11 protein-coding genes and 1 pseudogene are annotated in these 14,024 nt (G+C 47.0%); 8 read left to right on the top strand and 4 right to left on the bottom strand.

Annotated elements, in window-relative coordinates:
• Positions 1-33: 33 nt before the first annotated feature.
• From GT360_RS09525 to thiE, 5 genes and pseudogenes are all read left to right on the top strand, one after another.
• A pseudogene (locus GT360_RS09525) lies at positions 34-735 on the top strand (ABC transporter permease); the annotation flags it as partial.
• Positions 736-767: 32 nt separating this feature from the next.
• Positions 768-1,718: an ABC transporter substrate-binding protein gene (locus GT360_RS09520; protein WP_164648639.1), complete on the top strand. Its 951-nt coding sequence runs from the start codon at positions 768-770 to the stop codon at positions 1,716-1,718.
• A 9-nt stretch (positions 1,719-1,727) separates the two neighbouring features.
• A complete protein-coding gene (tenA, locus tag GT360_RS09515; protein WP_164648638.1) occupies positions 1,728-2,387 on the top strand; it encodes a thiaminase II in 660 nt (219 codons plus the stop codon).
• 19 nt (positions 2,388-2,406) lie between these two features.
• Complete coding sequence (gene thiM / locus GT360_RS09510) at positions 2,407-3,192, top strand: hydroxyethylthiazole kinase (protein ID WP_164648637.1); 786 nt, start codon at positions 2,407-2,409, stop codon at positions 3,190-3,192.
• A 79-nt stretch (positions 3,193-3,271) separates the two neighbouring features.
• On the top strand, positions 3,272-3,886 hold the full coding sequence (gene thiE, locus GT360_RS09505) for a thiamine phosphate synthase (RefSeq protein ID WP_164648636.1): 615 nt from the start codon (positions 3,272-3,274) through the stop codon (positions 3,884-3,886).
• Between the two features lie 143 nt (positions 3,887-4,029).
• Here thiE and pta read toward each other — a convergent pair whose 3' ends face one another.
• Together pta and GT360_RS09495 are read right to left on the bottom strand one after the other, a co-directional pair.
• Positions 4,030-6,174: a phosphate acetyltransferase gene (gene pta, locus GT360_RS09500; RefSeq protein ID WP_164648635.1), complete on the bottom strand. Its 2,145-nt coding sequence runs from the start codon at positions 6,172-6,174 to the stop codon at positions 4,030-4,032.
• A gap of 121 nt (positions 6,175-6,295) precedes the next feature.
• Positions 6,296-7,492: an acetate kinase gene (locus GT360_RS09495; RefSeq protein ID WP_164648634.1), complete on the bottom strand. Its 1,197-nt coding sequence runs from the start codon at positions 7,490-7,492 to the stop codon at positions 6,296-6,298.
• A 358-nt stretch (positions 7,493-7,850) separates the two neighbouring features.
• On the opposite strand from GT360_RS09495, the gene yfbV reads away from it, so the two are divergent.
• Entirely contained in the window at positions 7,851-8,303 is a 453-nt protein-coding gene (gene yfbV / locus GT360_RS09490) for a terminus macrodomain insulation protein YfbV (RefSeq protein ID WP_164648633.1), read from the top strand.
• 104 nt (positions 8,304-8,407) lie between these two features.
• Here the strand turns inward: yfbV and ald are convergent, their stop codons facing one another.
• Positions 8,408-9,532, bottom strand: coding sequence for an alanine dehydrogenase (ald, locus tag GT360_RS09485; protein ID WP_164648632.1), 1,125 nt, complete (start codon positions 9,530-9,532; stop codon positions 8,408-8,410).
• Between the two features lie 156 nt (positions 9,533-9,688).
• On the opposite strand from ald, the gene lrp reads away from it, so the two are divergent.
• Both lrp and GT360_RS09475 read left to right on the top strand, forming a co-directional pair.
• Entirely contained in the window at positions 9,689-10,183 is a 495-nt protein-coding gene (gene lrp / locus GT360_RS09480; RefSeq protein ID WP_164648631.1) for a leucine-responsive transcriptional regulator Lrp, read from the top strand.
• A 156-nt stretch (positions 10,184-10,339) separates the two neighbouring features.
• Positions 10,340-13,321: a DNA translocase FtsK gene (locus GT360_RS09475; protein WP_164648630.1), complete on the top strand. Its 2,982-nt coding sequence runs from the start codon at positions 10,340-10,342 to the stop codon at positions 13,319-13,321.
• Positions 13,322-13,423: 102 nt separating this feature from the next.
• Here GT360_RS09475 and dsbB read toward each other — a convergent pair whose 3' ends face one another.
• Positions 13,424-13,954, bottom strand: coding sequence for a disulfide bond formation protein DsbB (dsbB, locus tag GT360_RS09470; protein ID WP_164648629.1), 531 nt, complete (start codon positions 13,952-13,954; stop codon positions 13,424-13,426).
• Positions 13,955-14,024 lie beyond the last annotated feature (70 nt).

Genomic DNA, 14,024 nt, shown 5'->3' with positions numbered 1-14,024 from the left:
CCCGCTCTGCGACTTCTCGTCACGACTCTGATTATATTTGGTTTGTGGCAAGGTGTGGTTGTGGTGTTTGAGATGCCGAGCTTTATCCTGCCGGCGCCTGTTGATGTGATGCAGCGATTGATTACCCGATATGATGTTCTGCTGCACCACTCGTGGGTGACGGCACAAGAGATCTTATTGGGGTTACTGCTCGGTCTCACGATGGGGCTGTTTTTTGCCTTGCAGATGCTGCTCTTTGAGCCATTGAAGCGTTGGTTATTGCCAGTACTTATTGCCAGCCAAGCCATTCCGGTCTTTGCGATAGCACCGATTCTGATGCTGTGGTTAGGTTACGGTATCGCCTCAAAAGTCGTGATGGCGGCCATCATTATCTTCTTCCCGGTGACAACCTGTTGCTACGATGGACTGCGTAACACACCAACTGGCTACCTTGACTTAGCAAAAACCATGGGGGCAACCAAATGGGAAAGGCTAAGGCATATTCAATTGCCGGCAGCACTGCCCACGCTGGCCTCTGGTATTCGCGTTGCCGTGGTGATTGCCCCCATCGGTGCCGTTGTCGGTGAGTGGGTGGGCTCCAGTGCCGGTCTTGGCTATTTGATGTTGCAGGCGAATGCACGAATGATCATTGATGAGATGTTTGCAGCGCTGTTTATCCTCGCTGTGCTGTCGATCTCACTCTATTTTATTACCGATAAATTACTTAAAAAATGGATTCCCTGGGAAAACCAATAAGGGAACGGATTCAGCTTAAAGGAACTGTCTAAATGTTAACAACTAAACGACTTGGCGCACTGGCGCTTCTAGCTTCAGCGCTTTCGACGAATGCCCTAGCAGCAGAGAAAAAAATGACTCTGATGCTGGACTGGTTTGTAAACCCTAACCACGGCCCGATTGTGATTGCTCACGAGCGAGGCTACTTCAAAGAGCAAGGACTAGAGATCGATATTCAAGAGCCGGCGGATCCGAGTACACCAGCGAAACTGGTTGCCGCGGGTCGTGTCGATTTGGCGGTGTCATATCAACCAAGTCTAACCATTGATGTGGCGGCAGGTTTACCGCTCATCCGCGCAGCAACCTTGATTGCCACACCCCTTAACACCTTGATGGTGCTAGACAATGGCAAGAACGACAATTTGGCTGATTTAAAAGGCAAGAAGATCGGTATTGCCATTGCTGGTAACGAAGAAGCGACCATTGGCACGATGTTAGGCCAAGAGGGAGTGAAGTTTGACGAAGTTGAAACCATCAATGTTGGCTGGGCGCTATCTTCGTCATTGGCTTCAGGTAAAGTCGATGCGATTTGGGGCGGTCTACGTAATTTTGAAACCAACCAACTTGATTTGGAAGGCTTTAAAGCGAAAGCGTTTTTCCCAGAAGAGCATGGTGTACCGTCATACGATGAGCTGGTGCTCGTGGCCAATGCGAACAAGCATGATAAAGAAGCACTGAAAGCATTCGCTAAAGCACTAGAACAGGCGACGACTTACATCGTTAACCATCCTCAAGCTTCTTGGGAAGAGTTCGTCGCTTACTCTCCAGATACACTTAACAACGAACTTAATCAGCGTGCATGGAATGACACATTGACACGTTTTGCATTGCGTCCTTCGGCGGTTGATCTAAAACGTTACGATGATTATGCCGAATTCATGTACAACAAAGGGATCATTGAATCACAGCCTAAAGCGGCTGATTACGTACCGAGCTTTAACTAAGAGAAGACTATGAACTATCAAGATCTTATTGATGCTTGTCGTGAAGACTGGCAAGAGTATACCCAACATGAATTTGTTCTACAGTTGGCAAAAGGTACGTTGGCACAGCCGTGTTTTCTTCACTACCTAAAGCAAGATTTTTTGTTTTTGAAGCAGTATGCCCGCGCTTATGCATTGGCTATTTATAAAGCGAAAACACTGGCAGATATGCGTCGTGCGTTGCCAAGCGTTCATGCGCTACTGGATTCGGAAATTGCCCATCATGTGAGCTATTGCGAGCAGTGGGGCCTGACTGAATCCGATCTGGAAAATGAACCTGAAGATTTCGGCACCGTTGCCTATACCCGCTATGTGTTGGATGCGGGTATGACAGGCGACCTCGTTGACCTTTATGCAGCTTTAGCGCCTTGTTCGATTGGCTATGCCGTGATTGGTAAAGCGCTACTAGAATCACCGGAGACGGTATTAGAAGGTAACCCTTATGCAAGCTGGATCAAGCTCTATGGCGGCGAGGAGTTCCAAACTGGTGTTGCGACAGGGGCGGATTACTTTAACGGTCTGCTAGCCGATATAGATATTAACAGTGAACGTGGTCAGCACTTGACTCATATTTTTAAAACAGCGACACGTATGGAAGTGGCGTTTTGGCAACAAGGACTGAATGCTTAAACAGCATAGAGGAAAAGAGATGCTAAAAGAACAGATTATTCAATCGCTTAATGCAGTACGCGAGCAAAAGCCACTGGTTGTGAACATCACTAACTACGTTGTCATGAATAACACTGCGAATGCACTTCTCGCGGTTGGCGCTTCGCCAATTATGGCCCATTCACAGCAAGAGATGGCAGAGATGATGTCATTTGCTGGTGCGCTAGTGATTAATATTGGCACGCTTGATAGCGTGTGGACACCACGCATGAGCTTCGCGGTCGAGCAAGCAAACAACAACGATAAAGTGGTTGTTCTTGACCCTGTAGGTTGCGGTGCAAGCCAACTGCGCACTGAAACGTCACGCCAGATTGCTGCGAGCGCGAACAAGCTGATTATTCGCAGTAACGCTTCTGAGATAATTGCTTTGGCAGGCGAGCAAGCTCAAAGTAAAGGGGTTGACGCACTTGATAGCAGTGATGCGGCTTTAGGTGCAGCGCAATTCCTCGTCTCAGAGTATGGAGCTAATGTCGTTATCTCAGGTGCAACGGATTACGTTGTCACGAAAGAGCAAGTGGTTAAGTTAAACAACGGCCACGAGATGATGCCATTTGTCACTGGTATGGGCTGTACACTGACAGCACTGACTGGCGCTTTCGCAGCAGCAGGTGATGAGACAGGCTTAGCCGCAGCAGCAGTGCTTGGCGTTGTGGGTGAAATCGCGGCGGAGAAATCACGTGGCCCAGGCAGTCTACAAATGAACCTACTAGATGAGCTCTACCTTCTTGATGAAAATGCACTGCTAGAGCGTTTGAAGCTCAGCTAGCACTGCGAATCTGCTCTTGGTCTTACACGCATGCTGTAGGCTAAGAGCAGAGATGACAATGATGATTCCAAGGTAAGTTATGAACCCCTATAAGCTTTATCTCGTTACAGACGATCAGCAGGATATTGAGACACTCAAATATGTGGTGACCGAAGCCGTCAAAGGCGGTGTTACCATGGTGCAAGTGCGTGAGAAGCATGGTGATGTGCGCGCATTTATTGAACGTGCTCAGGTTGTTAAAGAGATTCTCTCAAAGACAAATGTACCTTTAATCATCAATGATAGAGTCGATGTTGCTCTTGCGGTTGATGCCGATGGTGTTCACCTTGGTCAGTCAGATATGCCAGCTGACATCGCTCGAACACTTATTGGTCCAAACAAAATTCTAGGTTTGTCGATTGAAAATGAAGTCCAGCTTAAAGAGGTGGCATCACTACCGGTCGATTACATTGGTTTGAGCGCGATTTTCGCCACACCAACCAAAACCAATACCAAGAAACACTGGGGCATAGAGGGCTTGCAAGCGGCACTTAAGGCCACGTCACTACCCATTGTTGCGATAGGTGGGATCAACGAAACTAATATTCCACAGCTATGTGCAACGGGTGTACATGGTTTGGCTTTGGTATCGGCTATCTGTCATGCGGATGAGCCCAAGCATGCATCTCAGCACTTGTTATCCTTGATGGGGTAATCCAATCTCTATACAGAGAAGATTCTAAATGAGATTGTAGCGGGTAGGCAATGTGCCCGTAAAAAGTGAATCAGTGCAGAAAAGAATCAATAAAAAAGCCTCCATTTGGAGGCTTTTTAACATCTAAACTAAACCGGCGCTAATTACTTAGCTTCTTGGTCAGCCTGGATGGCTGTTAGAGCGATTGTGTAAACGATGTCGTCTACTAGCGCGCCACGAGAAAGGTCGTTCACTGGCTTACGCATACCTTGCAGCATTGGACCGATAGAAACTAGGTCTGCTGAACGCTGTACCGCTTTGTACGTCGTGTTACCTGTGTTTAGGTCAGGGAATACGAATACTGTTGCTTTACCTGCTACTGGAGAGTTAGGCGCTTTAGAAGCGGCAACGTTTTCCATGATAGCTGCGTCGTACTGTAGAGGACCGTCAATCACTAGGTCAGGACGTTTCTCTTGAGCAAGTTTCGTCGCTTCACGTACTTTGTCTACGTCTGCACCCTTACCAGATTCACCAGTAGAGTAAGAGATCATAGCAACGCGTGGGTCGATACCGAATGCTGCTGCAGAGTCAGCAGATTGGATAGCGATTTCAGCAAGCTGCTCTGCTGTTGGATCTGGGTTGATCGCACAGTCACCGTAAACCAATACTTGGTCTGGTAGCAGCATGAAGAATACAGAAGATACGATAGACGCATCAGGTGCAGTCTTGATGATCTGGAACGGAGGAACGATAGTGTTCGCTGTTGTGTGAACAGCACCAGAAACTAGACCGTCAACCTCGTCGTTCTCAAGCATCATTGTGCCTAGGAATACAGAGTCTTGTAGCTTCTCGCGAGCAACAACTTCAGTCATGCCTTTCTTAGCACGTAGTTCAACTAGACGAGCGACGTAGTTCTCACGAACGGCATCAGCATCGATGATTTGAACGCCAGCGCCTAGCTCAACACCTTGCTGTGCAGCAACGCGCTTGATCTCTTCCGGGTTACCTAGAAGTACACATTCCGCGATACCGCGCTCAGCACAGATAGCCGCAGCTTTAACTGTACGTGGCTCATCACCTTCAGGAAGAACGATACGCTTACCAGCGCGACGAGCAAATTCTGTTAGCTGGTAACGGAATGCTGGTGGGCTTAGGCGACGAGACTTCTGAGTACCTTCAGTCATTGACTCGATCCAGTTGCCATCGATGTGACCAGCAACGTGCTCGTTGATGAACTCAATACGCTCTTTGTCGTCTGCAGGAACTTCGATAGAGAAGCTCTGTAGATTTAGAGAAGTCTGCCAAGTGTTACCTTGTGCTTTGAAGAGAGGTAGACCTGTCTCAAACGCAGGCTTACATAGCTCTTCAATTTCCGCTGGGATGTCGTAACCGCCAGTCAGAAGTACCGCACCGATATCAACACCGTTCATTGCTGCTAGAGAAGCTGCAACGATTACGTCTGGACGGTCTGCTGAAGTCACAAGAAGTGAGCCTGGTTTGAAGTGCTCAATCATGTTTGGCAGAGAACGTGCACAGAATGTGATGCTCTTGATGCGACGCGTGTTTAGGTCACCTTCGTTGATGATGTCAGCATTTAGGTGCTTAGCCATATCAACGGCACGAGTAGCGATTAGGTCAATGCTCCATGGCACGCAACCTAGTACACGAATTGGAGAAGTGTTGAAGATTTCCATCACTTTCATTTCGTTTTGCTTCGCGCAATCTGTCTCATCGAAGATTTCAGATAGGTCAGGGCGAGTACGGCCTGCTTCATCAACTGGCGCATTTAGCTTGTTGATGATGACACCAGAGATGTTCTTGTTCTTAGTACCACCGAAGTTAGAACATGCTACTTCGATACGCTCTTTAAGTTGAGCTGGGTTGTCGTTGCCAGGAGTTGCAACTAGAACAATTTCAGCACCTAGAGTCGCTGCAATCTCAGCGTTAAGCTGGTTTGCGAATGGGTGCTTACGAGTCGGTACTAGACCTTCGATTAGCGTTACGTCAGCATCTTTATTGATCTGGTTGTAACGCTCAACAACAGTTTCTAGTAGCTCATCCATGTTGTCGTTACCGATTAGGCTCTCAGTAACAGACATTTGCATTGGTTCGCCGATCTTCATATCGCTGTTTGTACTAACGATAGTTGAAGTTAGATCTGGCTGGTCACCGCCGCTGCGAGGTTGAGCGATTGGCTTGTAGAAAGAAACTTTAACGCCTTTGCGCTCCATTGCACGAAGCACACCCATGCTAACGCTAGTTAGGCCAACGCCTGCGCTAGTAGGGATAAGCATAATAGTACGGGACATTGATTAGGACCTCTAACTATATGATTAGGTAAGAACTCAGTTAAACAAATTGGGGTATTTTTGCTTATGAGAGCCCAGAAAAAAATCTGGCTAGCCCAAGGGCCAGCCAGATTAGAAAGGATTAAAGACCTGCTAGACGAGCAGTATCTTCAGCAATCACTAGTTCTTCGTTAGTCGAAACAACCATTGCTGGGATGCGGCTGTCAGCAGTAGTGATTACGCCTTCGCCACCGAAGCGAGCTTTAAGGTTAGCTTCGCCATCAACTTCGATACCGAAGATGCCTAGACGGTTAAGAACTAGCTCACGGATTGGAGCGCCGTTCTCACCGATACCGCCAGTGAATACGATAGCGTCTAGACGACCGTCTAGAGTTGCAGTGTAGCCAGCAACGTATTTAGCTAGACGACGAGTCATTACGTCCATTGCGCGAGTTGCTGCGTCTTCTTTACCGAAGTTATCTTCGATGTAACGACAGTCAGGAGTTACTTCAGTTAGACCCATTAGGCCAGACTCTTTAGTTAGCATCGTGTTGATTTGCTCAACAGAGTAACCTAGCGCGTCGTGTAGGTGGAAGATGATCGCAGGATCGATATCACCAGAGCGAGTACCCATAACTAGACCTTCAAGAGGAGTTAGACCCATAGAAGTGTCTACAGATTGACCGTTCTTGATAGCACATACAGAAGCACCGTTACCTAGGTGACAGTTGATGATGTTTAGCTCTTCAACTGGTTTGCCTAGACGCTCAGCAACTTCGCGAGCGATGAATAGGTGAGAAGTACCGTGCATACCGTAGCGACGGATACCGTGCTCTTTGTATAGGTTGTATGGAAGTGCGTATAGGTACGCTTCTTCAGGCATAGTTTGGTGGAACGCTGTATCAAATACTGCAGAGTTCTTAAGCGCTGGGAATGCTTTTTGAGCTGCTTTGATACCAACGATAGCTGCAGGGTTGTGAAGAGGTGCAAGAGTTGCACAGTCTTCGATACCTTTCAGTACTTCGTCGTCGATAAGAACTGACTTAGTGAATTTCTCACCACCGTGAACAACACGGTGACCGATTGCAGCAAGTTGCTCAGCAAGTTCTGGCTTAGAAGCAAGAATAGTTTCAACGATGAACGATAGAGCTTCGTCGTGAGCAGCGCCATCACCTAGTTGAGCTTCGTGCTTACCATCAAGTTTCCACTTGATGCGAGCTTCTGGAAGGTGAAGACATTCTGCAAGACCTGTTAGGTGCTCGTCGCCGTTGTCTGCATCAACAATAGCGAATTTAAGAGAAGAACTACCGCAGTTTAAAACTAAAACTAGCTTAGACATGGTTGACTACCTGTAAAAATTGTCTGAATTTAAATCAGTAATAGTGAAAATCAATCACAAGGATAGTAGACGGCTAAAAAACTGCTACTCACCTTGGTCAGAAACCTTGAATTTCCGTATAAATGGACCAACGTACTATAAACAAGTTGGCCTGCATTCCATGCAAAGTCGTCACAGAGTTGCCATAATTGTAAATAAGGGCAACAATGAGATTGAGAGTGCGCATAGAATAGCGATAATGGCTCAATATAACAAAAAAATTTGAAAAAATATTAACTCGGGTCAATTTTTTGCAGGATTAGTTGAATACGTTCAATTTTTTTTAAGAAAGATGGCGAAAGGGTACTGGGGAGGTGTCATGAGTAGACAAGTAGGATTTATCCATAGCATGAAAGATGGACAAAGCTACATGGACATTTGGCCGATGAAAAAGGAGCTCAATCTGCTTTTTCCTGAAGCGAGAGTCATCAAAGCGACCAAGTTTGCCGTCAAAGTGATGCCCGCAGTGGCTGCGATCAGTGTGTTGACCCAAATGGCGTTTCGAAATGCAGACGCGATGCCACAAGCCATCGTCGTTGCTCTGTTCGCGATCAGTTTACCTTTGCAGGGGATGTGGTGGTTAGGCCACCGTGCCAATACCCAACTGCCGCCTTCTCTAGCGGCATGGTATCGCGAGATCCACCAAAAGATTACCGACAGCGGATTTGCCCTTGAACCTGTCAAAAGCCAACCACGCTACAAAGAGCTTGCCAAAGTGCTTAACCGAGCGTTTCGTCAGCTAGATAAAAATTCGTTGGAACGCTGGTTTTAGAAATCGAGTTTCCCAGAGAAAAAAAGAGGCCCATCCATTGATGAGCCTCTTTTTTTCATAGGTTGTTCAGGCATCTAAATTACCTGAATTTCACGCAACATCATCTAGCTAAACATCGTGATGGCAGTTTCAGCTTCCACGTATTCTAAGCCGAAGGACTCAGCGACCTCTTTACAAGTGACTTTACCGTGAATCACGTTAAGCCCCTCAAGGAAACCACCATCTGAAAGCAGTGCTTCACGATAGCCTTTATTGGCGAGGCTAACGATATAAGGCAACGTTGCATTGTTGAGGGCGAATGTTGATGTGCGAGCAACTGCGCCAGGCATATTTGCCACACAGTAGTGAACGACTTCATCAACAATATAGGTTGGGTCAGCGTGAGTGGTCGCTTTTGAAGTTTCGAAACAGCCACCTTGGTCAATGGCCACATCAACGACAGCCGCGCCAGGTTTCATTTTGCTGATCATCTCTTTGGTCACCAGTTTTGGTGCAGCCGCGCCTGGGATGAGAACAGCACCAATCACGAGATCAGCCTCTAAAACGTGTTTCTCGATGGCATCGGTTGTTGAGTAGACAACTTTAGCTCGACCTTGGAACTCTTCATCAAGTCGACGCAGAGTATCAATATTACGGTCAAGTATCGTTACATCGGCACGCAATCCTACCGCCATACGAGCTGCATTTGCACCGACAACACCACCGCCGATAACGACCACTTTAGCAGGCTCAACACCCGGTACTCCGCCCAATAGTAAGCCTCTGCCACCGTGGGATTTTTCCAGTGTAAGAGCCCCTGCTTGGATAGACATTCGGCCAGCAACTTCAGACATTGGCGCTAATAGTGGCAAGCGACCCATATTATCTGTTACAGTCTCGTAAGCAATACAGACGGCTTTGCTCTTGATTAGCTCATCAGTTTGTGGAAAATCTGGTGCTAGGTGCAAATAAGTAAATAATATTTGCCCCTCACGGAGCATAGCTCGCTCGACCGCTTGAGGCTCTTTTACCTTAACGATCATATCTGCTGTGGCAAACACCTCAGCAGCAGTAGGAAGAATGGATGCGCCTACGGAGATGTAATCTTCATCTGAGAACCCGATGCCAGAACCAGCTTGGGTTTCTACAAATACTTGGTGACCGTGTGAGATAAGCTCTCGCACACTCGCAGGGATCATACCTACGCGGTATTCGTGGTTTTTGATTTCTTTAGGTACGCCAATGATCATCCTGACTCCTCATTATTTTATGGTTTTAACGACTATGTGTAGGGTAAAATTGTCGAATTAATTGCTAGTATAGGAAGATATTAGTAACATTTGATGCTAAATATTAAGAAGTTGTAGTATAAATTTTTGCAAGGAAGTAATAAGGTGGAATAAAAAATGGCAGATAATTACAAGAAGCCGTCCAAGGATCTAGACCGTATCGACCGTAACATTCTGAACGAGTTACAAAAAGATGGTCGTATTTCGAATGTAGAGCTATCTAAGCGTGTGGGCCTTTCTCCTACACCTTGTTTAGAACGTGTGCGCCGTTTGGAGCGTCAGGGATATATCACAGGCTATACAGCCCTACTAAATCCTCAGTTCTTAGATGCATCGCTACTCGTTTTCGTAGAGATCACGCTAAACCGTGGTGCACCAGATGTGTTTGAACAATTTAACACTGCGGTACAAAAGCTAGATGACATTCAAGAGTGTCATCTCGTTTCTGGTGATTTCGATTACCTTCTCAAAACGCGTGTATCAGACATGAGTGCATACCGCAAGTTGTTAGGTGACACACTACTGCGTTTGCCGGGTGTTAATGACACTCGTACCTACGTGGTGATGGAAGAAGTCAAACAATCGAACCAGCTGGTTATCAAAACTCGCTAAAAACTAGCACTTCCCTGATTTTCTGATGTTAATTCATTGGGTTTTTTAGGGCATTGTGTTTAAATCTTTCTGAGCGGCATTTAGCCGCTCAGTTTGTTTTTAGACTAAGGACTCGCTGAGCCAATACACCGTATTTGCTCACCATAAAGAATCATCATGTTCATGCAGAACAAAATAAAAACAGTGAAAACCATCGTCAAAACTGGCCAAGACAACCCGAAGCGCAAGCTGTCGGGACTTCAGCGTTTGCGTGAAGCAGGGCTTATTCTATTCATATTGGGTTCGGTGTTTCTCGCCATCTCACTCTTTACCTTTAACCCAGCCGACCCTTCATGGTCTCAAACCAGTTGGGATGCTAATGTTCAAAACTCCGGCGGGCGTCTTGGGGCTTGGTTAGCCGATACCATGTTCTTTAGTTTTGGTATTTTGGCCTACACGCTGCCGTTCATTATTGCCGTTGTCTCTTGGTTGTCATTACGTACTAGAGATGAAGACGAGGACATCGATTTTGTTATGTGGGGCACTAAGCTGATTGGTTTGGTGGCACTCATCCTGACGAGTTGTGGCTTAGCGGATATCAACTTCGACGATATTTGGTACTTTTCTTCTGGTGGTGTGATTGGTGATGTACTCACGAGCTTGTCTTTGCCAATGCTTAATGTTCTGGGCACGACGCTGGTGCTGCTGTTCCTGTGGGGAGCGGGCTTTACTCTGCTGACAGGACTGTCTTGGTTGACCATTGTTGAGTGGTTGGGAGAGCGAGCAATATTGGGCTGCCAGGCAGTGTTAAGTAAGCTACGCGGAGAAAAAAGCACGGTATACAAACCAAGGTTGCAAGATGACCAGCCAAGTTCAGACTTGAATGCGGATAATAGTATCGACCCTGAGCTGTCTTTTAACGCGAACCTTGATGACGACCCACTATCAAAGCAAACGCCGCCAAAAGCGGGAACAGAACGTCGTTACAACATTCATATGCCGGAGAGTACACCACAAACGACTCCGGTGCATCAACCCGCTGGAAAGCAGCCAGATGTTGCAGCTTCAATTCCGGCGTTTATCGAAACGACCCCCGTTGCAATCGAGCCTGCGATTGATTCACAAAATAGTGAACCAAGAAGCATTCAGTTAGGTGCGACAATTGCTGAGCTTGAGCAAGATGCGCTAGCGCATGACGATCTGGCGAGTGACGACCTTGCCGAGCACAGTACGGCTTCAACTCACATGTCGGCCACTGAGTTTGTAAATACACAGATGGAAGAGCAGAGTGTCGAACAAATGGGGGAAGTTGAGGTTCGAGTTCAAGTGGCAGACATTGAGGTGGATGAAGACGTTGAGGATCGCACGCCATCTTTCTCGAGCATTGATATTGAAGAGGAAGAGCAAAGTGTTATTGCCCCTTCGATTACCGACGTCGATGTAGAAGACGCGCAACCACTAGAAGTTGATGAGCCTGTTTCAGTCGAAGGCATGCCTTGGGCAGAAGAGCCAATCCCAACAGTTGAAGCTGAAGAGATCGGCGAAAACCAAGATCAAGACGTTGCTGCGTTCCAATCAATGGTGCAAGAGGCGCAGAGCAATATTGCTGCGCAACAGAACCCATTCTTGGTACAAAATGATGTCAACCTTCCGGTACCGACAGAACCAATGCCAACGCTGGAGCTCCTTTATCATCCAGAAAAGCGCGAGAACTTTATTGACCGTGAGGCATTAGAGGGTATTGCACGCTTGGTTGAGTCGAAACTGGCAGACTACAAAATTCAAGCTGAGGTTGTGGACATTTTCCCTGGGCCAGTTATCACTCGATTCGAGCTGGATCTTGCTCCAGGGGTTAAAGTAAGCCGTATATCAGGTCTATCGATGGACTTAGCTCGTTCATTGTCGGCGATGGCGGTACGTGTCGTAGAAGTGATTCCGGGTAAGCCTTATGTTGGTCTAGAGCTGCCTAATATGAGTCGCCAAACGGTGTTCTTCTCTGACGTTGTTGGCAGCCAGCAGTTTATTGAGGCTAAGTCACCGACAACGGTGGTTCTTGGTCAAGATATCGCTGGTGAAGCGGTCATTGCCGATCTTGCGAAAATGCCGCACGTTTTGGTAGCGGGTACAACAGGCTCGGGTAAATCGGTCGGTGTGAACGTGATGATTCTGAGTATGCTGTACAAGGCGACACCAGAAGACGTTCGCTTTATTATGATTGACCCGAAAATGCTTGAGTTATCAGTGTACGAAGGCATTCCTCATCTTCTGTCTGAAGTTGTAACAGATATGAAAGACGCATCAAATGCACTACGCTGGTGTGTAGGGGAGATGGAGCGTCGCTACAAGCTGATGTCAGCGTTGGGCGTACGTAACATCAAAGGATTTAACGATAAGCTCAAGATGGCGGCTGAAGCAGGGCACCCAATCCATGACCCACTTTGGCAAGCTGGCGATAGTATGGATGCAGAGCCTCCATTACTAGAGAAATTGCCATATATCGTGGTGATCGTTGATGAATTTGCTGACTTGATGATGGTTGTCGGTAAGAAAGTAGAAGAGCTGATTGCTCGTCTCGCGCAAAAGGCACGTGCGGCAGGTATACACTTAATTCTTGCGACTCAACGCCCTTCGGTAGATGTCATCACTGGCCTTATTAAAGCAAATATTCCAACGAGGGTAGCGTTCACGGTGTCAACCAAAACGGACTCTCGCACAATCCTTGATCAAGGTGGTGCAGAATCGCTATTAGGTATGGGTGACATGCTTTATTTACCACCGGGCTCAAGCCACACTGTTCGTGTTCATGGTGCATTTGCTTCCGATGATGATGTGCATGCGGTAGTGAACAACTGGAAAGCGCGTGGCAAGCCTAACTATATCGAAGAGATCACGAATGGCGATCAAGGGCCAGAGGGATTGCTGCCAGGTGAAACAGCAGAAGCCGACGAAGATACTGACCCACTCTTTGATCAGGTTGTTGAACATGTCGTTCAATCTCGTCGAGGCTCTGTTTCCGGCGTGCAGAGACGATTTAAGATTGGTTACAACCGAGCTGCGCGCATCGTAGAACAGCTCGAAGCACAAGGCATTGTTAGTGCTCCAGGCCATAATGGTAATCGTGAGGTTCTTGCTCCCGCGCCAAATCGAGATATGAACTAATTTGAATTGTGCTTCAGAAAGTAAAAACGCAGAACATGGAGATGCTCTGCGTTTTTTTATATTTGCAGACTAGCGAGCTATCTGCTTATCACCGTTAAGCGATTAGCTGAACATGCGCGGTTTGCTGACGAATTGCGAAACGACAATAAAGGCGAGAGCAATTAAATTACCGGCAAATATGACAGCTAACCACTGTGGCATTGATAGCCCTAGAAACTCCCAAACAACCTTGCTGCAATCACCATACGCCTCGAACATCCAAGGAACCCACTGGTTTAGTGGTGCCCAATCAGGGAAGTTAACGAATAGGTCACAGGTTTTAAAAGGTGACGGGTTAAACTGATAATCAACGTGCTCGAGCGAGAGCATCAATCCTTTGTAGGAAGAGAACCCCCAGCCCGCTAAACCTAACCAGCGTATGACAGGATTTCTTGGGGCGATGGCTCCAATTAGAGCAGCAACCGCAATACCTAGCATTGCCACTCTTTCGTAAATACACATCACGCATGGTGCGAGCAACATGACATGTTCAAAGTAAAGTGCAGTCACTTCAAAAGCGAGGATGATGAAGAACAATAAAAGCCACGAGAGACGGCTTTTAGAGAAAGTTTGAAGAGAGTAGAGGAATCGCACACTAAATCCTTGTTAATAAAAAAACTCTGATTACTCAGAGCTTTTTAACGTGTAAAAGTTTCTAACGCAA

The organism is Vibrio astriarenae, from assembly GCF_010587385.1.
Lineage (GTDB): Bacteria > Pseudomonadota > Gammaproteobacteria > Enterobacterales > Vibrionaceae > Vibrio > Vibrio astriarenae.
This window is presented reverse-complemented; position numbering and strand designations above follow the sequence as displayed.